The sequence below is a fragment of the Oceanobacillus timonensis genome (genome assembly GCF_900166635.1).
GTDB lineage: Bacteria > Bacillota > Bacilli > Bacillales > Amphibacillaceae > Oceanobacillus > Oceanobacillus timonensis.
On the sequence record NZ_LT800497.1, the window covers coordinates 2,548,393 to 2,566,667 of the forward strand.

16 protein-coding genes and 1 pseudogene are annotated in these 18,275 nt (G+C 37.1%); 5 read left to right on the forward strand and 12 right to left on the reverse strand.

Annotation, left to right across the window (positions count from 1 at the left end; genetic code table 11):
- Positions 1–257 precede the first annotated feature (257 nt).
- The gene (locus tag B7E05_RS12430; protein ID WP_080874504.1) at positions 258–1,160 is read left to right on the forward strand and encodes an alpha/beta hydrolase fold domain-containing protein; all 903 of its coding nucleotides are present in this window, start codon (positions 258–260) and stop codon (positions 1,158–1,160) included.
- Between the two features lie 355 nt (positions 1,161–1,515).
- On the opposite strand, the gene B7E05_RS12440 is transcribed toward B7E05_RS12430, so the two are convergent.
- The 8 genes from B7E05_RS12440 to B7E05_RS12475 form a co-directional block, all read right to left on the reverse strand.
- A complete protein-coding gene (locus B7E05_RS12440; RefSeq protein ID WP_080874506.1) occupies positions 1,516–1,698 on the reverse strand; it encodes a hypothetical protein in 183 nt (60 codons plus the stop codon).
- A 350-nt stretch (positions 1,699–2,048) separates the two neighbouring features.
- A complete protein-coding gene (locus tag B7E05_RS12445) occupies positions 2,049–2,378 on the reverse strand; it encodes a PadR family transcriptional regulator (RefSeq protein ID WP_080874507.1) in 330 nt (109 codons plus the stop codon).
- A gap of 412 nt (positions 2,379–2,790) precedes the next feature.
- Positions 2,791–3,255 (reverse strand): ABC transporter permease family protein, encoded by a 465-nt coding sequence (locus B7E05_RS12450; RefSeq protein ID WP_080874508.1) that lies wholly within the window; start codon positions 3,253–3,255, stop codon positions 2,791–2,793.
- A gap of 201 nt (positions 3,256–3,456) precedes the next feature.
- Complete coding sequence (locus B7E05_RS12455; RefSeq protein ID WP_080874509.1) at positions 3,457–4,641, reverse strand: MFS transporter; 1,185 nt, start codon at positions 4,639–4,641, stop codon at positions 3,457–3,459.
- Between the two features lie 285 nt (positions 4,642–4,926).
- Positions 4,927–5,466: a PadR family transcriptional regulator gene (locus tag B7E05_RS12460; protein WP_080874510.1), complete on the reverse strand. Its 540-nt coding sequence runs from the start codon at positions 5,464–5,466 to the stop codon at positions 4,927–4,929.
- A gap of 265 nt (positions 5,467–5,731) precedes the next feature.
- Positions 5,732–6,115, reverse strand: coding sequence for a hypothetical protein (locus B7E05_RS12465; protein WP_080874511.1), 384 nt, complete (start codon positions 6,113–6,115; stop codon positions 5,732–5,734).
- On the reverse strand, positions 6,112–6,378 hold the full coding sequence (locus B7E05_RS12470) for a hypothetical protein (RefSeq protein ID WP_080874512.1): 267 nt from the start codon (positions 6,376–6,378) through the stop codon (positions 6,112–6,114). Before B7E05_RS12470 ends, B7E05_RS12465 begins: the two co-directional genes overlap by 4 nt.
- A gap of 83 nt (positions 6,379–6,461) precedes the next feature.
- Positions 6,462–6,866 carry an Rpn family recombination-promoting nuclease/putative transposase gene (locus B7E05_RS12475; RefSeq protein ID WP_080874513.1) on the reverse strand — a complete coding sequence of 135 codons (405 nt, stop codon included), beginning with the start codon at positions 6,864–6,866 and terminating at the stop codon, positions 6,462–6,464.
- 310 nt (positions 6,867–7,176) lie between these two features.
- Between B7E05_RS12475 and B7E05_RS12480 the strand changes: the two genes are divergently transcribed.
- Positions 7,177–7,704 carry a P-loop NTPase family protein gene (locus B7E05_RS12480; protein ID WP_080874514.1) on the forward strand — a complete coding sequence of 176 codons (528 nt, stop codon included), beginning with the start codon at positions 7,177–7,179 and terminating at the stop codon, positions 7,702–7,704.
- 163 nt (positions 7,705–7,867) lie between these two features.
- Here B7E05_RS12480 and B7E05_RS12485 read toward each other — a convergent pair whose 3' ends face one another.
- The gene (locus B7E05_RS12485) at positions 7,868–8,158 is read right to left on the reverse strand and encodes a CD3324 family protein (RefSeq protein WP_080874515.1); all 291 of its coding nucleotides are present in this window, start codon (positions 8,156–8,158) and stop codon (positions 7,868–7,870) included.
- A gap of 501 nt (positions 8,159–8,659) precedes the next feature.
- On the opposite strand from B7E05_RS12485, the gene B7E05_RS12490 reads away from it, so the two are divergent.
- Positions 8,660–10,426 (forward strand): DUF2207 domain-containing protein, encoded by a 1,767-nt coding sequence (locus B7E05_RS12490; protein ID WP_218672702.1) that lies wholly within the window; start codon positions 8,660–8,662, stop codon positions 10,424–10,426.
- 226 nt (positions 10,427–10,652) lie between these two features.
- On the opposite strand, the pseudogene B7E05_RS12495 reads toward B7E05_RS12490, so the two are convergent.
- Together B7E05_RS12495 and B7E05_RS12500 are read right to left on the reverse strand one after the other, a co-directional pair.
- Positions 10,653–11,520 (reverse strand): annotated as a pseudogene (locus B7E05_RS12495) (alpha/beta fold hydrolase).
- Between the two features lie 331 nt (positions 11,521–11,851).
- Positions 11,852–13,558 (reverse strand): helicase-related protein, encoded by a 1,707-nt coding sequence (locus B7E05_RS12500; protein WP_425435113.1) that lies wholly within the window; start codon positions 13,556–13,558, stop codon positions 11,852–11,854.
- Positions 13,559–13,679: 121 nt separating this feature from the next.
- Here B7E05_RS12500 and B7E05_RS12505 point away from each other — a divergent pair, with 121 nt between their 5' ends.
- Positions 13,680–15,041, forward strand: coding sequence for a transposase (locus B7E05_RS12505; protein WP_080873175.1), 1,362 nt, complete (start codon positions 13,680–13,682; stop codon positions 15,039–15,041).
- Between the two features lie 821 nt (positions 15,042–15,862).
- Complete coding sequence (locus tag B7E05_RS12515; RefSeq protein ID WP_080871944.1) at positions 15,863–17,110, forward strand: ISL3 family transposase; 1,248 nt, start codon at positions 15,863–15,865, stop codon at positions 17,108–17,110.
- Between the two features lie 33 nt (positions 17,111–17,143).
- On the opposite strand, the gene erm is transcribed toward B7E05_RS12515, so the two are convergent.
- Complete coding sequence (gene erm / locus B7E05_RS12520; RefSeq protein WP_080874518.1) at positions 17,144–17,881, reverse strand: 23S ribosomal RNA methyltransferase Erm; 738 nt, start codon at positions 17,879–17,881, stop codon at positions 17,144–17,146.
- Positions 17,882–18,275: the final 394 nt, after the last annotated feature.

Genomic DNA, 18,275 nt, shown 5'->3' on the forward strand with positions numbered 1-18,275 from the left:
AAAATAGGATGACAGAGGTTCGGGAATACAGCCATCATCTTTTGTTATATACTAAAAAAGGATGGCTTTTTTGATTGAAGTAAATTTAAAATATACGTTATCCCTAGATAAAGATAATGCGGTTATATGTATATAGACTTTTGAGCGCTTATTAAAAAATAACTTTATTCATAAGATGGATATATGTATTATCCAGAGTCTGTAAACGCCGTACATAAAAAGCAATGGAGAAATAGCATACAGGAGGAAACACGAATATGAGAAGTATTCAAAGCCGGCTTGCGGAACGTCTAATCACGAGGCTGAGTAATAAGGACAGCTTTACCGACCCTCAATTATTCAAAACGTTTCTAAAAGAAAAACAAAAAGAAAATGAAAAACCATATGATCTGCCAAAATACATTCAAACAAGGTTTAACATTGAAAAAAAGATGTTTGATGGAATGGAATGGTATATCTTTAATCAAGAAGAGAATCATTCAGGAAAATCCATCCTCTATTTACACGGAGGAGGTTATATCAAGCAGCCCTCGTTATATCACTGGCATTTTCTTGGGAAAGTAGCAAAAGAAACCAAAGCTAACATATACGTTCCGATTTATCCGAAAGCACCCAATCATCATTATAAAGAGTCTTTCGAGAAAGTGCTTCCAATATACAAATGGATGTTAGAAACAATCAATAGCGATAATATTATTTTGATGGGTGACTCTGCCGGCGGAGGATTTGCATTAGCGTTAGCACAATTACTTTTAGAAAAGGAATTGCCACAGCCCCGGCATATTATATTAATTTCACCTTGGCTTGATATTACGATGAAAAATCCAGAGGCTCATGCGCTCGAACCTAAAGACCCGATGTTAGGCATCTATGGATTAATTCAGATGGGGAAAGCATACGCAGGAAATACGGACCGTGATCATTATCTGCTCAGTCCGATAAACGGAAAGATACATGGGCTAGGAGAAATTACTATGTTTATTGGAACACATGAAGTTCTTTTACCAGATGCTAAAAAATTCAAAGAGTTGGCTGCATCGCAAGACATTCACATTAATTATTTTGAGTACCCGGAAATGAACCATATCTTTGTGCTTTACCCTATTCCTGAGGCAAGAGAAGCAACCAAAGAGATAGTAGATATTATAACAAACAGCTGATGCAGGATTCCCGTTCAGAAAATTTGTTATCCCGCGGTTTTACTGTGTCAGCTTACAACAAAGTGTATCTAACAAAAAGCAGCTGCTAAAGAGTTGCTTTTACTGCTTTTCTTTACAAAATATAAATTAAAAAACAATCCCTTTATTTACTAAATACACCAACACTATCAGAGCCCCAAATATGATGGAAAATCTAAGCCATTTAGGTACGCTTGAGAACCATTTAGACGCCATTTCCTGACCTAATCCCGTTTTTTTATCGTCATTCATTTTACCAATCCAATCTGCTATAAAACCTATGCTTTTCATTACTGTCCATTTCAGCGTAAACTGTCATTTCTTTCACAAGAAAAGTCTATTTACCTTTCTCTGATAGTAATGTATCAATTTTTTCTTCCAATTGACTTATTCTTTTATTTCTTTTGATGCACATTACGATTAGCGATACTAACCCTATAACGAGCAAAATAACAAGTAACAAAAAGAGCAATTGAATAAACACATCTCCCATATTTAAACCGCCTACTGATGCTGACAACACAATATTCTCCTTCCCTTCACAAATTTCCCTTTAAAAAGGTAATTTGCACGTCGTTATCTATTCCGAACATGCGCCCTGATAGGAGATAGGTAATAATGCGTTAAAGGTGCATAATAATTTATGAACTTGCCAAAATATCCTATATCTAAATAATATTACTTAACTTTATCTTCTTCAATACCTGTTTTTAAAACGGCTTCATTTTTAATTTGCTAAATTAATCATTTACTTCATCCATGCCCACTTTTTCGCCGTTAAAAGGTCCGTATTCGTTTAAAGACATCAAATCGTTGCCTCCCAGACTTCTTAATACCAGAAAACAATTTTAAATTAATGCTGTATCTTCTTTAATCTAACCCTTCCATAAACAAATCAATAATTTCTTTTGTTTCCTCCCACTCTCGGGCTGTCTCTTTTAAATATGCTTTCCCTAACATCGTCATTCGATAATATTTTCGCTTTCCGCCATGAGACACTTTACCATTGTAAGATTCGATTAATCCTTTCTTTTCAAGTCGTTGGAAAACAGCGTATAGTGTCGCTTCTTTAATCTGAAAACGATTTTCTGTCCGTAAGCTGATTTGTTTTGATATTTCATAACCATACTGATCATTTTCATAAATTAAACGCAGTATAATTGACTCTAAATGCCCTCGTATAATATCACTTCTAATCATAACATACCCTCCTTATCATTTATTCTATCTAGTATAGTAATATTACTATTAATCACTCTTTCTGTCAAAGTAATTACGAATATAATGATTCCATAATTTAAAACATCTATAATTGTTATTATATCACATTATAATAAGTAATCTGATTTGAGGGTTTAATTTTATTTTCAAATAAAAGAGTAATTATATGAATAACTACTCTTTCTGTTTTAGTAAATTTAAATAGGACTTATATTTTGGATATTTAATGAGGTTTTATAAACGGGCGAGGACAGATTGCACAATACGAGCGATATCATAACATAAATCATTCGCATCCTGTGTTAGAACCGCAAGATGCGAATGGGTCATATTTATTGAAATTGTTGTAAGGCTATTTACTGTTTCTGACTAATCCCCTCTTCTCCACTTCTCAGCTATCCCTCCGCAGAAAAGACAGCCAATAAGCCAAAGTACATATTAACCCCCAAATGAAAAGCGTAAAGAAAGCAGTCCACGGCGGCAGTTCGGTCACTTCATAAGCAGGCGTTCCCAGTAAGCTCATGCCCGCTTGATCCGGCAGGAATCGCAGTCCTTCTGGCCATTGTAAAATGCCTGTTCCAATAAATATAGGAATCATCATTAAAATGGAAAGCGGAACGATGGTGCTGCGTGTTAATCCCGCAATGCTAAAAGCAATGATAGACATAAGCAAGTAGACCGCTGTCCAACGTGTGATATCAATCAACATATAACTCATACTTACATCCGAAAAGATATTAATGATCAATCGTGAAGGGATGATAGCTACTAATATTCCACCTAATATTGCCAGTATAACCGCAACTATTTTTCCGTTCATTAATCGGTGTCGATTTGGGGTAGCGGTTAACGTCATACGATACTGCCCCCTTGATATTCACTGCTTGCTGCATACACAGGCAGAATAAGGAATGCGTATATAGGAGCAAACATGACAATACCGAAGTCTGCCACTGTAGAAGGAGGCATGTCATTCCCTGGATAAAAAACGAGACCTTTAATGCTGTTATCTAAAAGTAATCATGAAAATTCCTTTATAAAACCTTCTTTAATCTTCCTACACTTTCTTTTTTAACAGTGTCATCACTGCAAAAATCAGCATATACACCAAGACCATCACAGCAATTGCTAAATAGCTTGCTTGTAATCCGAAAATATCAGCGAATGTACCGCTGCTTATCGGTCCAACCATCATTCCGATAGAATAAGCTGTATTGTAAATGGCAAAGGTAACCCCGTATGCTTGTGTTTGATTTTCCTGTGCGATATCAGCAAGTTCAGGAAGCGTCGGCGCAAGTACCGTTCCCATACTGATACCTATCAAAGCTAATGCCGCAACCTGCAGCCACATCGTTGTCGGCATCACAACAAGTACGAATGATACAGCAGTGATTGCTAAACCAATGGTAATTGTTTTAGGATGGCCAATCTTTGTTGAAACACTTCCGACAATCGGTGCGGCAAACGCGTAAGCAAGTGAGGGAACACCAAATAATAAGCCGATAATCCCTGGGGATGCATCAAACACATGTTGCAGATGCGTTGGAAATGTCGGCTCCAGCACGCTTGGAATGGCAGCTCCAATAACCACTGCTCCAACAATCATCAGCAAGGTACGGTTTTTTAATAACTGCCATGCTCCTGAAGTGTCTTCTTCCTTTTGATGCGGTTCTTCTTTCAAAAGAAATACACGTAGCAAACCATCAATCAGGGCAATCCCTGCAGCTACAAAGAATGGAAGCATATAGCCGCCCAGCTGATAGAGCCAGCCTCCAAATGTTGGACCTAACAGAATCCCCATTGCTTGACCCGACAGCGCGATCCCCATTACTTTTCCCCGTTCTTTTGATGGGTAGAAATCAGCTAGAAGCGCAAGCCCAGCTGTCCAGGTAGCCGCTGCTGCGATTCCTTGTAAAATACGGCAAATCAGCAAGAGCCAAAACGTATTCGCAAATGCAAATAACAGGGTTGCAATCATAAGACCTAAAATTCCCCAAAGCATCGGCCCTCGCCGCCCAACTTTATCAGAAATAACTCCAAAAACAGGAGTGGCGATTAGCAGAGCTGCTGCATAACTACCGAATAAAATGCCGATTGCAGATTGGGATATACCTAAGGTTTCTGCATAGTCAGGCAAAATTGGAACAATCATTCCATATAGAAGCATATCGGTGAAGATTGCTAGCGTCACAATAAACAAGGCGCTCTTTTGAGCTTTTTTTACATGTTGTTCTTGATTCATTTTTTCCCTTCTTTCCCTTTATTCTGTGTTGTATAAAAACAACTTTCTTCCTCTTTTAAGATAATCCATTGGCTCCTTTCTTCTATTACACCTGAAGAGGAACAGGAATAAATTTTTCCGCCTCGTTTACGCTCCGCCTCCACCGATAACGTCAGCAATTTACAGTTTCACTGACATTACTGACTTTATCCACCTTGTATCAAACATTTTTTATTTTACTCAACATTGATTAGTCATTGTTGACTATAAATATATTTTTTCTCCCTCCTATACAGAGGGAGATTATTAATTATTTTCTTCTACATATGCTAATGCCTTTTCGACGAAATCCTGTTGAAGTCTGATTGCAGCAAACATATTATCAAAAACCAGCTGTACCATGGGAGGAATGTTACCTTCCAGGGCTACATTCTTTTCCTGCCAGCCTGTTTCAACACTTTGATATTCCTTTTCCAAAGCTATCTGCTGTTGTTCCAAAGCTTGACGCGCTTCTTCGACTGGAAGCTTTTCAAAAAAAGAGATGCCTGCATATAAAGAAGATGGGTATTGAACGGATGAAGCAGTTAATGCTTCACGAATCAATTCTTTCAGATGTTCTTTTCCTTCTTCAGTGATACGATAAGTGAATTTTTGCCGGTGACCAGTTTGTTCCACCTTGTCAATGGTAATATAGCTATCCTTCTCTAATTTTTTAAGCGCATGATAAATGGAACCAATTAAAACGCCGCCCCATCTTTCCGCATCTGTCATCCGCAGCGCCTGCTGAATATCATAGCCGGACATCGGTTTTGCATCTAACATGCATAGTACAAGCAGTCTCGTCATCATCGTCACATCCTTTACTTAACGTTGAGTATTATATGATGAATATATAAAAGTGTCAAATATATCCGATGCAAATGGACAAAACCTGTTATTCGTATAACCGATTTTTCTCTTCCCTGCTTCCTGTTTGCCGATTTCAAAACGGAAAATATGCATCAACATCATTTGTACTTCCATGCGTTATGTTCAACTACTTTTTTCAAAAAATGAAAGAACCTATATCTGCTAAAGGGAACTCATTAACAGGTATAGGTTCTTTTCACGTTTATTCATTTTCAAGCGATTTCTGAAGCTTCCTTACTTCTTCAAGCTCTAGACTCGTTAATTCAGCTATTTCTTCCTCTGAATAGTTCCGGTCTTGAAGGTTTTTAACAAATTTTCGTTCCGCGTCTTCCTTACCTTTCCTGATTGCTTTCTCCTCGATTTCTCTATACACTTTTCCAAATGTTGGGGTGTCTCTTAACTTTTCCAAACCCATGATTTTTTCCTCCTCTTTTTTGTTTTGTGCAATGGGTAACGTTTCATACAGTTGTTCCTGTAAGTCTGAGGGAATCAGCATCATATAATCAATGAAATACACTAATGCGGCGAGATAATTGGTGCGGTGCGAATATTTTTCAAATGCCAGGCGGAGAAGCTGCTGTTTCAATCGGTATCTTTTTTATCATCCTTGTCGGATTTGTCGGTATTTTCACTGGTATACATGCCGGCAAGCACCGCTAAAGCAAATGGATTATCTGATTTTTTCAGTTCTTCTTTATCTTTTCCATGAAATCGATAAGTGTTATAAGCATAGGTTAATTCGGTGCCGTAAAAAGAGTAGCCGAATGCGTCTTCATGCTCTTTCTGACTAGCATCTGTCAACAAGGCGATGGAGTAGATCGAATGGCTGGTTTTGCCACGGAGAATCACCCGTAAACCTCCCGTCTCAAAATAGAGCATGAAGATTAAACGTATGCAGGCGGGAGGTAACGGGCGCTAACTCCCTGATTCACTCAACTAACCTTCAGCGGGAGAAAAGCAAAAACTCCCGCTGAAGGAAGTTTCGTTTTATCGTAAATCCGGTAAAAATATTTAAACATGCGTTCTGCAAATTCTTTTTTTCCAACCGCCTGCACTTCGATATGGATAAAGACATATTTTTCTTCTCCATTCTTTAGAAGTACTTTGACGATTTTATCTGAATACTTGGTTCCTTTTTTGGTTTTCATCACAAGCTGAAAAAGTTCCGGGCTTTTGAAATCCACTCCCCGCTCAAAATCAATTTCCGGATACAAATCCGGTGCAAAAAAGGCCATAAATTCTTGAAACAACTCTTCAATCAAATTCTTCCAAAGTCCATCATAATCAGGCTGGTTTACGCGATAACTGTTTTTATTTTCTTTGACTGTATTTAGCATTAGTTTACCACATCTCCAAGGAATAATAAATTTGTTATTATCATAGCGGTTTTGTATGTGAAAGGCAAAACGGTTAAACAGAATTTTTCCTGCAAAAAATGCCTGCGAAAAGAGGATTTGTGTACGGTATTTTTCATTTTTCCATCATCAAATGCCATCTAATTTGGATTTTTAATGTTTTTTGGACAACAGAAAAATGAGTATGGTCTTTTAGGTTAAACGTGATACGATGAATAAACTATGATACATTTCTAAATTAGTGAAGTTCTTGTATTGATAATACTTATTGAAAAGATTGGAGGGAAAGAGGATGGAAGAAAATAAGTGCCTTGTCAATCGAATCATCGTCATTGGCTGTCCGGGCGCAGGTAAATCAACGTTATCCGCCCAAATTGCGCAAATAAGAAACATCCCTTTGGTACATTTAGACAACATTCAATGGATTGACGATGATACCACTGTCTCTCAAACAGATTTTGATGCCAAACTAAAAGAAGAAATTCAAAAAAAGGAATGGATTATGGATGGAAATTATGCCAGAACGCTAGCTTTGCGAATGGGGCGTGCAGATGTGGTTATTTGGTTAGATTTCCCTCGCAGTGTCTGTTTCTATCGTATACTCAAGCGCTATGTAAAAAACAAAGGAAAGAAAAATCCGCACGGGAATCCGGATAGGCTAGATTTTTCTTTCCTGCGTTTTGTTTGGAATTATAAGAAAGAAAATGATTCTAAGATAAAATCATTAAAGGTTAAATACCAGGAGCAGCTTCATTTCAATCATATTCGTTCTGGACGGCAGCTCAAAGAATTTATGCAAAAATTTGAAAGCCAGCCTTAACAGGAATATTTGTCGATACATATATTTTTAAAACGAATCTTCATTCTTTGTCCGGGATTTTTATATGCTAAAAAAGAGGGCTCTCACTAAAATGTTAGCGATTACCACTCTTTTAATGAAAGAGATTTTGTCTCAAATTCTCTACAGATGAAAATACGCCTGTTTATTGTTTTATGTCACTTTGAATCTCACGTGCTTTATAGACAATTTTACGAATACTATCCATCGACAGATTATAGGTTTGCTCCAATTCCTCGAATGAATAGCCTTCTCTATATAGTCGGCAGATTTCTTCATTTCTTTCGTCCAGGGCAAGACGTGAGCCATTCGCTTCTCCCCACCCCGCCCGCTGGCTTGTTTGCTTCGGAATATAAACAAGTTCTCCTTGAATATATCTCTGAAGCTCCTTCAACAAATGAGGTGGAAGCACCTCTTTTCCATTTTTATATGACAAGCTGAAACATCCTTTCTATCAAGATGTATGAGTCGATCATGCATTATTTTCTTATTCATCATTAAAACTCCTTTCATTTGGAATTATTTTCGTAAGCCTTTTCACTTTTAGTATACAATAGTTTGGGAAAGAAAAGGAGACCGCAAAATAAATGCGGCCCCATCTTTTATGATTTCCGCTATGCGGAAATCACCTCATATTTTGTGATCAATTTCAATCAGCCTCCTTTCCGATATTCTATCGGACCGACACCCTTATTAACTCATATTTCCCCTCTTCTGAACAAGGGGGAAAACGATTATAATTATTTTTTATCTTTTTCTGCGATTTGTCATTCCTTGATTGAGACAATCCGCCATCCACACGAATTTACCATCTAACGTAATTATTTGCTATACCAATAAATAAATTTCCGATTAGCAGTGCTTGAAAAAGGGTAAACGTAATATAATACATTCACAAAGAATGCATCATAATGAATAAAGGGAGCGATGAACACAAATGAATAAGGGGTTGAAGATACTTGCTGCCTTAACAATGGCGATTTCAATGAACATGCTACTTACACTCACAGTATTTGCTGAAAATGAAATGAGCGATTTACATATTGAAGTAGAATTACAGGAAGATGGCTCAGGTATCGTGACGGAACACCGTCAGATGGATATGGACGATGGTACAGAGCTTTTCATCAATATGGCCAACCTTGACGGGTCTGAGGTACTGGATTTTTCCGTTGATGGATTTACAGAAGAGCCCGATTGGGACTCTGATGATTCACGGGAAGAAAAGGCAGGAAAATATGGAATAGTATCTACAAGTGATGGCGCCGAATTAGTTTGGGGAATTGGTGAATACGGTAAAAATACGTATACAGTAACCTATACATTATCTAATCTTGTACGTAATTTAGAAGACGGCCAGGCCATGCTCTGGAACTTTGATACCTTTTCCGATATTCCTGCTCAGAATTTAACAGTTGAGATTTCTGGCTTTCAACCATTTACACCTGATAACGTAAATTTCTGGGGTTTTGGTTTTGATGGAGATATGCAGCTGGAAGGTGACCGTATTGTATGGGAGTCAAATGGGGAAGTCGATGGAGATGTGATTGCTTTAACGCAATTTCCGACTGATTTCTTTCAAGCTGAACAGACAGAAGACATGACCTTATCCGACCAGCAAGAAAAAGCAATGGATGGGTCCACCTATAATTCAAGTGACAATTCTACGCTAGCTGTTATCATCATTAGCATAGTCGTTGGTTTATCTTTATTGATTGGTATTGGAACCTTCTTCATTGTCCGTAAAACAAATCAAGTAAAAAGAGAAGCTGGCGCGATAAAGCCTATCCATAAACGGATAGCAGAGAACAAAGGCAAAACGTATGCAGCCGTGCCTTTCGACGGAGAAGATTATGCTGGTTTAAGTGCCCTCTTAATGCAGATGAAGCTTGGTTATTTTGAAGATATCTTTCAAGCATATCTATTAAAATGGTCTGTAAATGAAAACATTTCGATGGAAGCAGAAGAAGAAAGCAAGGTTTTTGGAAAAAAATACCGCACAACGCTTACCATCAGCGATATTGAAAATGAACGAAAAAAACACCCAACAACTTTTAGTGAACTTACGGATCAAATAGAAGATGAATCCTATGAGGGGACATATGAAATGGCTCTATGGACGATGCTTTTGGATGCTGCAGACAGGAATGGCGTTGTAACAGATAAAGCCATCCAAAAATGGGGTAAAGAGCATGCGAAGGAAGTCAGCACTTTTGCCGATTATCTCAAAGACTATTCCGAAGCCTATCTGGAGCAGCAAGGATTGTTCTCTTTTGAAGAAATAAAGGTGTTTGGATTTTTACAATCTATTACAATACCAAGTGAAGAGGGAGAAAAGCTAGCGGATCGTTTGATTCAGTTTGATAATTATTTAAAGGAATCAGATATCAATCAATTTTCGAATGCATCCAAGCCACTTTCCTTGAAAGATATGATGCTATGGAGTGCTTTGCTTGGTAAAAGCGATAAAGTATCTAAAAAACTAGAGGATTTAGTCCCTGAAGACAGGTACGAAGAGGACTGGGTATACCTGCAATTCTGGTTTGGGACTTACTACACCCGTGCAAGCTGGACCACCGGGTTAGCCAGCGGCGGATTTCATTCCAGCACTTCAGCTGCTACTGCAGCAGGCGGCAGCGGCGGCGCTACCGGTGTCGGCGGTGGAGCTGGTGCTGGCGGAGGTGGAGGCGGCGGTGCCCGTTAGGCAAGCCTCTCTAGCTTTTAGTTTTAAAATAAAAGATAATGTATCTATATTATAAGAAAAGCTCAAATTACTGTTTTGAGCTTTTCTTACTTTTACTATCCCCTTTCACCATATCATTTTCTTTACCAGCAGAGTAACAGCTTGGGGTATGTATCACCTCTGCCTCCTCATCTTTCTCTTCAGAATTTACAAATGCTTTCTTTCTTCATCCAATTCGTCTGATTTTTTATAAAGAGAAGTTATTAAGAAATTTCACAAGCCTTTCGTTTACTTTACCAGAACCGCGCCCAAGCCATATTAAATGCCCCCATGTATCAAGTATACACAATTCAGAATCTCGTATTTGTTGATCCGCATAATATGCATGCTCTAATGGAACAGAACCGTCAAATTCACTATGCATAATGAGCGTTGGACAGGGAATAGCCTGCAGGTTTTTAGAGGTGATTTCCTTCGTTTGGGATAAATCTATTAAAAATCCATCGCCCGATCGTTGGCGTTTATTCATTCTCTGGATTTCATCGATATCTTGATCCAGCACACTGCTTTTTAATTCATTATAGGAAAGATTACTAAAGGCAGGTACCATCTGTTTAAACATCAATTCCGGGAAAATATTGCTCATACTTGAAGCCAGTTTCCATGTTGTTTTTTCCACAGCAGGACGAAATAATACCTGTGCTGCCTTATATATTATATCTTCAGGTTGTCAGCCATTCTTTTGTAACAGCGCTTTGTAAAGTTAATGTTTTAACTCTCCCGGGATAGCGAGATGCAAAATAAAGGGCGCTCGGACCGCCAGCTGAAATGGCAAGCAGATGTACTTTCTCCATGTTCAAGTAATCTAATAGCTTTACATAATAATCACTGGCTTTGGATAAATTTTCTCCAATTTCTTTTGACGTCTTTCCATATCCTGCTCTTGAGGGTGTTATTAGCATGAACCCGTTCTTCACCAGCGGCTTATACCCAAATTCCTCATAGCAGTTAGAATGCCCGCCATGCATTACGAGGATTGGTGTACCCTCTTTTTCAGTAATTGAATATTCAATCGTATAACCATCTACAAAATAGGTACCAAGAATTCTTTCCATTAATCCCGCCACATCCTTTCACACATTAGATAGACCAATTCAAATAAACCGCCCGCCAAATGTATTCTAAAGCTGTTTTATTACAACCAATCATAACAGAAACAAATGAAACCAGGCAGGATTCTAATTGTTTTTTAAATAAAAATTCCATTCGAGATGAAAAATATATTTGATACAAGTAGATAGCAATAAGACAAACTAGCGGCTTTTTTGGCGGGACGAGTAATCGCTGTCCCAGTCCCAGTCAGTTACACTGCGATAAATTACAGCAATGACAAAAAGACTCCCCTATCCCTCAGTGAAATTATGCTTAATTTACATTAGTAACTGATTACAACAACCAATATTCTTCTCTTTTAAAATGTTCCATACTACACTTCTCACAATAATCTCCTGCTTCAAAATATAACCTGTTCTCTCCGCAACCTCTGCAAGAGATAAATATTTTCAAATCAGCGCCTATTAAATATTGCATAATAAGATTAGACACCTTTTGACGATGTTTTGTAACCCATTCTCGATCCAATTGTTTCTGAAACACTTTAGAAAAAGAATAATATAAATCTAATTGTTTATATTTCACTTCCAATACATCTAAACTATGCTTTTCAAAGATTTCTTCAAACGGCTTCTCTAATCGTTGATTATTTTCACAAACCTGAAAAACATAATTTTGCCACTGTTGCGTTAAAATTGTATTTCTTTTTTGAAAAGGAATATGAACTGCATGATATAACAATTTATCCTTATTACTTTCTAATATTTTCTTTGGCAAAATCATTAATAAATCTAATTGTTTACTTATATCTGCTTTTTCGAGATAATTCAATTTATAAGTAAAGTCATTCCAATACCTTAATTTATTAATCAAATTACCATACTGAATTTGTAAAATCGTTTCTTCTAATGGCTCAATTACAGCTTTTTTTATGATAGAATCTTTTTGGTTAAGTTTATTTTCAATAAAGCTTGATTTTTTTGTCATGCTTGCAACCCAACCAATATTATAGATACCTCTTCTGCCGGACCTTCCAGCAATCTGTTTTATTTCTTGAGAAGTTAACTTTCTAATGCCTGTACCATCGAATTTTTCAAGTTCTGAAAAAATAATTCGTTGTATAGGCAAGTTAATGCCCATTCCAATAGCGTCTGTTGCAACAACAACATCTGCTTTACCATTATTAAAAAACTCTACTTGCTTTCGTCTGGTTATTGGAGGTAACGCTCCATAAATAATTGCAGGCTTGAAGCCATTCTTCCTCAAATGAGCAGCCATACGCAAAACTTTCTTACGTGAGAAGGCTATAATGGCATCTCCTTTTTTAATATCCGCTGGAAATGAAACTTCTTCTTTTTGAACGATTAAAGGTGTATTACGTTCGTGATAATGAATTTCCACCTTATCATTACAGTCCTCTACTATTCTTTTAATCAGCTTTACAGCATTTAGAGAACAACAAATATGAATTTCTTTTGCTTTTATACCAATAATAGCGCGGAACCAAGCACTTCCTCTCTCTTTATCAGAAATCAACTGTGCTTCATCAATAACAGCTACGGGATATTCTTCTTGAAAATTTGCTTTCTCTACTGTGGATGAAAGATGTGTGGAAAACGGGACAATTATTTCTTTTTCTCCAGTGATTAAATCGCAGCTTACTCCATTGTCGTTCAATTTTTCAAATACTTCTAAAGCTAATAAACGGAGCGGTGCTAGATAAATTCCTTTTTTTGCTATTAATAATGATTGAATAGATTGATAGGTTTTTCCAGAATTCGTAGGACCGGCATGAATAATAAAATGACGTTTCGTTAATCTTGTTTCAGGATATTCTTCTTTTAGATGGTCGGGGATTCCGTTTTCAAATGCTTTTTGATAAGCAGCAGGGATTAGCTTTTCATGAATATATTCGTCAACGCCTCTTTTTAATATGAAGAGCCGATTAGCCTTATCTATAATCCATTCTTGAAAGCTTTCGTTAAAACGATAATGCTGCTGTAACCGTTGATATTCTTCTTTTTCATAAGCTGAATGAATTTCATAATTCTTATCCCTTGTGCCCCAATGAGTTCAGGACATGAAAAAAGAAGTACCTCCCCAAATCTTGTATAATGGTAGTTGACAAGAAAACCATAAAAAGACTGGAGGAGTACTTCTTATGACCATTATACGACAACCGAGCCTATTTGGCATCCAAGAATTATATGACATGGAACCTACCCAAAAATATGAAGCGATTATTTCAGCGATTGATCTGGATCTTATTTATCATGCGATTAATAAGAAATCCCGGCTGGGAGCGCCTGTTGAGCTAAATTATGCAGGGATGATTATTTCCTTTTTTATTCGCTACATCGAACGCATCCCAACGATCAAAGACTTAATCAAGCGTCTCAATGATGACTTTATCTTTAAAATGAACTGCGGATTTCTGGTTTCCGACGCTATTCCATCAGAAGCTGCGTATTCTCGTCTCGTAACGAAACTGAGTGAATCAGATATTTTAGAAAAATCCTTCGAAAGCGTAACGCTGGCAGCTGTCACAGAAGGGTTTATTGCCGATGAAGTCATTGCCATTGATGCCACCCATTTTGAAGCACGAGATAAGGCACCCGTTCAAAAAGAAGAAAAACCGGAAGCTGCGCCCAAAAAGCGTGGGCGTAAATCCAAAGAAGAACGCGAACAGTACCTTCAAGAACAAGCAGAAAAGGAAGCAAACCTGCCATTGTATGAAAAGAAAATCGAAGCACAGTTAGACGTTCCGTTAGACATCTTGCGTGCAGAAGTACCACTAGCCCCCAAATGGGGTGTGAAAAAGAATGCAGACGGTAAAAATGAATACTGGTTTGGCTACAAAGGACATCTCGCAGTTGGTACATCAAGCCAGTATATTCTACAATCCTTGTTTTCATCTGGCAGCTTAAATGATGGAAAAGCCGCTATCGCCTTATTAAAGGGAACGGACCAGCGCCTTCCTCTTACCACTGTTCATTATAATACGCTAGATGCTGGTTACGATTTCGAGCCGATTTATGAACAGATTCATCGCATGGGACAACAGTCTGTCATTGCCTATAATAAGCGCAATGAAGGCGAAATGATTGGGTTTGATAAGAATTTTGCCCCAACCTGTTTTCGAGAACATTCCTATAAATATGATAGCTTTGATCCAAAATACGAAACATTGAAATATACCAGACCAAAGGAATGCAGCGACTGCCCACTTGCGAACGAAGGTATCTGTCAAAAAGTGTATAAAGTCAAGATAACTACGGATTTAAGACGTTATACTGCGCCTGCACGCGGATCAAGAGCTTGGAAAAAGATTTTTAAACAACGGACAGCAGTAGAACGTGTCAATGCTTATCTGAAAGAGTTCTATCAGCTAAACAATGTTCGTTATCGTACTGGAAAGCGTGCGAAAGTCCATTTTGATATGGTCGCTTTGATTTATAATGCTTCCAAATTAGCTGCGGATCGCATCCAAGCTGAGCTTATTCAACAACAACAAACTGCATAATTTTGTTTTTAAAAATACACTTTCGAAAATTCGGTTCGTCTTTGTATTTTTAAAAAGAGCAATTATGAAATTCATTCAAGCTAATAGCCTATTTTCAAAATGCTCCAAATCCGACTGAAAAAATTGCTTTTCTTCGTCATTAAAAATATAAGCTTGCCGTATTAAATTCCGATATTGGTTAACAAGGTTTCTAATTTTATGAATTTCATTTCGTTTGTTCCTCTCACCCTGAAACGCTCTTACTAAATGACCTTTACATTTATAAATGGCTGTTAATTGACTTTTTTCGATTTTTGCTTCATTAATTTTCACTCTTTTCTGATTTTTTATTCAAAAATGATTATTTAACTTGAATATCTTCTTGACGTTTGGTTATATGTTATAAAATGGAATAGCGATTTTTCTTATTTACAGCAGCTGAATAATTAGTAGTGTTTTTTAGGGGAACTCATCATAGAGTCTAAAGAGGATCTTAGAATTATGAATACATATCATTTTAATCTTATTAAAAATATACCTAGGAAATACTTTAAACACATTATACAGAACGTACGTTCTTTAATCAAGTATTTTATCATTTACTTTTGATGAAAATCCCTACTTGATATCTGCTAAAAACCATACAAGCGGGGATTTTCTTTTAAACTATTTTTTTGCTTCTAAATGAAGTAATTGAGTGGCTCTCTATTTTTAAGGGTCTACACCAAAATCTATGGGTGACACATTAGGTTAAATATGGTAATAGATCCAAATACATGAAAAAACACCCGTAACCCTGCTATAGTGAAAGTACCAACAACCAAAATAGCGAGGTGTTACCGGTGCAATTTCACTATATCAATAAATTGATTCAACTTCCAGAAATAAACGTAAAAAATATATTATTTGATGACAAAACAGGTGTTGTTTATCTATCTGTTGAGCCGATACAGTACGTTCAACCGTGTCCTTATTGCGGCAGCCATGACGTTCATCGGGATGGTGTATTATACCACCGTCATGTCCGCCATTTGCCATTGGCAAACTGGCGAACACTGCTTTGTATTCCAGCAGTGAATATGGAATGTCAGGAATGTAAGGCCCATTTCGTTTGGCAATATGCCTTTGTTCCGCCGAAAAAGCGATATACAAAAGCTTTTCAGCATCAGTTGATGAAACAAGGACAAGGCGTAACGGTACAATCCATGTCTGCTTCTCAATCCGTCCCTTATTCCACAGCGGAAAGGTATTTTAAAAATGGACTTCAAGCAGAAAGGAAGCATACCCAAATGACCTGCATTCAAGATGCGGTCCAGCGTCATCAATTGGTGCTTGGCATCGATGATTTTGCCGTGCGGAAAGGACACAGCTACAATACAGGCATTCATGATTTAAAAGGCGGCAACATGCTGGATATCATTTCTGGGCGGAAACAGGAAGACTTACAAGCGTTTCAACAAACATCTTCCTATATGCATCTATTAAACCCTGTCGCTGTAGTGATGGATTTAAGCTATACGTATCATAAATTTGTCAAAGAAACCTTCCCGCAAGCGATTCGGATTGCCGATCGATTTCATGTCAATCGTTATGTGACCGATGCAATGCATGCCGTGCGAAAAGAGGTGCAGCAAAAACTTTCTACACAGGCAAGGAAACAACTGAAACGTCATCATCAGCTGCTGGAAACACGCTACGATGCTCTGTCCAAAGAAGACCAGACAACGGTTCAAACCCTTTTAAACTATGATAACCAATTAAAAGCCATCTATGAATGGAAAGAAGCTTTTATTGACTGGTATGATTTGAGTTTAAACGCACAACAAGCGAAACAAATGCTGGAACAATGGTATCGACAAGGACATCGTATCCAGCATAAAGCAGTTGAATCCTGTCTCCAAACGATTAAAAACTGGGAAACAGAAGTGATTAATTATCACCGGATGCGCTTTACGAACGCTGTGGTGGAAGGACGTCACAATAAGATAAAAGCGATACAGCGCCGGCATTTTTTCACACGTAACCGGGATGTATATGAGAACCGTATTTTAGTTGAATGTAATTGGGCTTACATGCAGGATATTATTTAATCGTCAACCATAGATTTTGGTGATGAGCCATTTTTAACTCTGGAATAACTTGTAGCTATGAAACATAGATAATACTTGCTCACCAGTTAAACGATCTATATTTGTTACCTTGGCATGCTTCAATGCTTTGTTAAACTGATTTTTTGTAAATAGCTTTCGATATTCCTTATTAACCAATTTATAAACAAAATGTTGATACAAATCTTTGTCTCTGGAATGAATTTCAGATTCTTTTCTTGTAAGTTGAATAAAAACAGAATCAACTTTAGGTTTAGGATGAAAATAATCTCTAGGAATTCTTCTTAAAAACTTTATATCAACCTCAGGAAATAGGAATAATCCGAAAGCCCTTCGATAATCTATGAGCCGCTTCGCAAAGCCTTCTTCCACAATCAGAAAACTATACGCGGCAGCACTTTCAAATACAATCTTTTTTATTATTTTTGTACTTATATTGTAAGGAATGTTTCCGTAAATTTTATACGGCTGATTTCCTTTTGGAAACCTGTAATTTAATATATCTGCATGGACTACTTGAATGTTTTTAGCCTTATTGATAGATTCTTGCGTTATAGATACAAATTTAGAATCTATTTCAACAGCAGTGATAAAATCACATATCTTCACAAGCTCTCTTGTGAAATGACCTTTCCCCGAACCAATTTCAATAACGGTGTCTGTTTTACCGATATTTGTTCGAGATAATATATCATGAATATGCTTTTTCGACGTGATAAAATTTTGACTGTTTTTTGGATTGACGCTGTTCATTATAACCCTCTATCCCATTGGTTATAACGAACTTTATTTACCGTTCATTATAACCATGTTGTATTTTTCTTGGTTTATAATGAACGTTTTTAACTACAGCAATGCTGCAAATCCCCATGTCTATCCTCCTCTCAAATGAATTAGAAGAATAGACGATTATCTACAACTGCAATTGATGTACTTCCCATAATAGTTACCTCCATATATAATATGACAAGTTGATTATAACAAATAATTGAAAACGATACTAATGGAATCAAAACATATGCAATATGTCCAAAAGCTATTTCATCAATTGGGAAAATATAAATTAATGTGAGGTATCTTTTGGTTAGCAAGAAATAGGAACAGGTTATTTCTCCACTAACTTGATAGATAGTTCCGAATACTTATG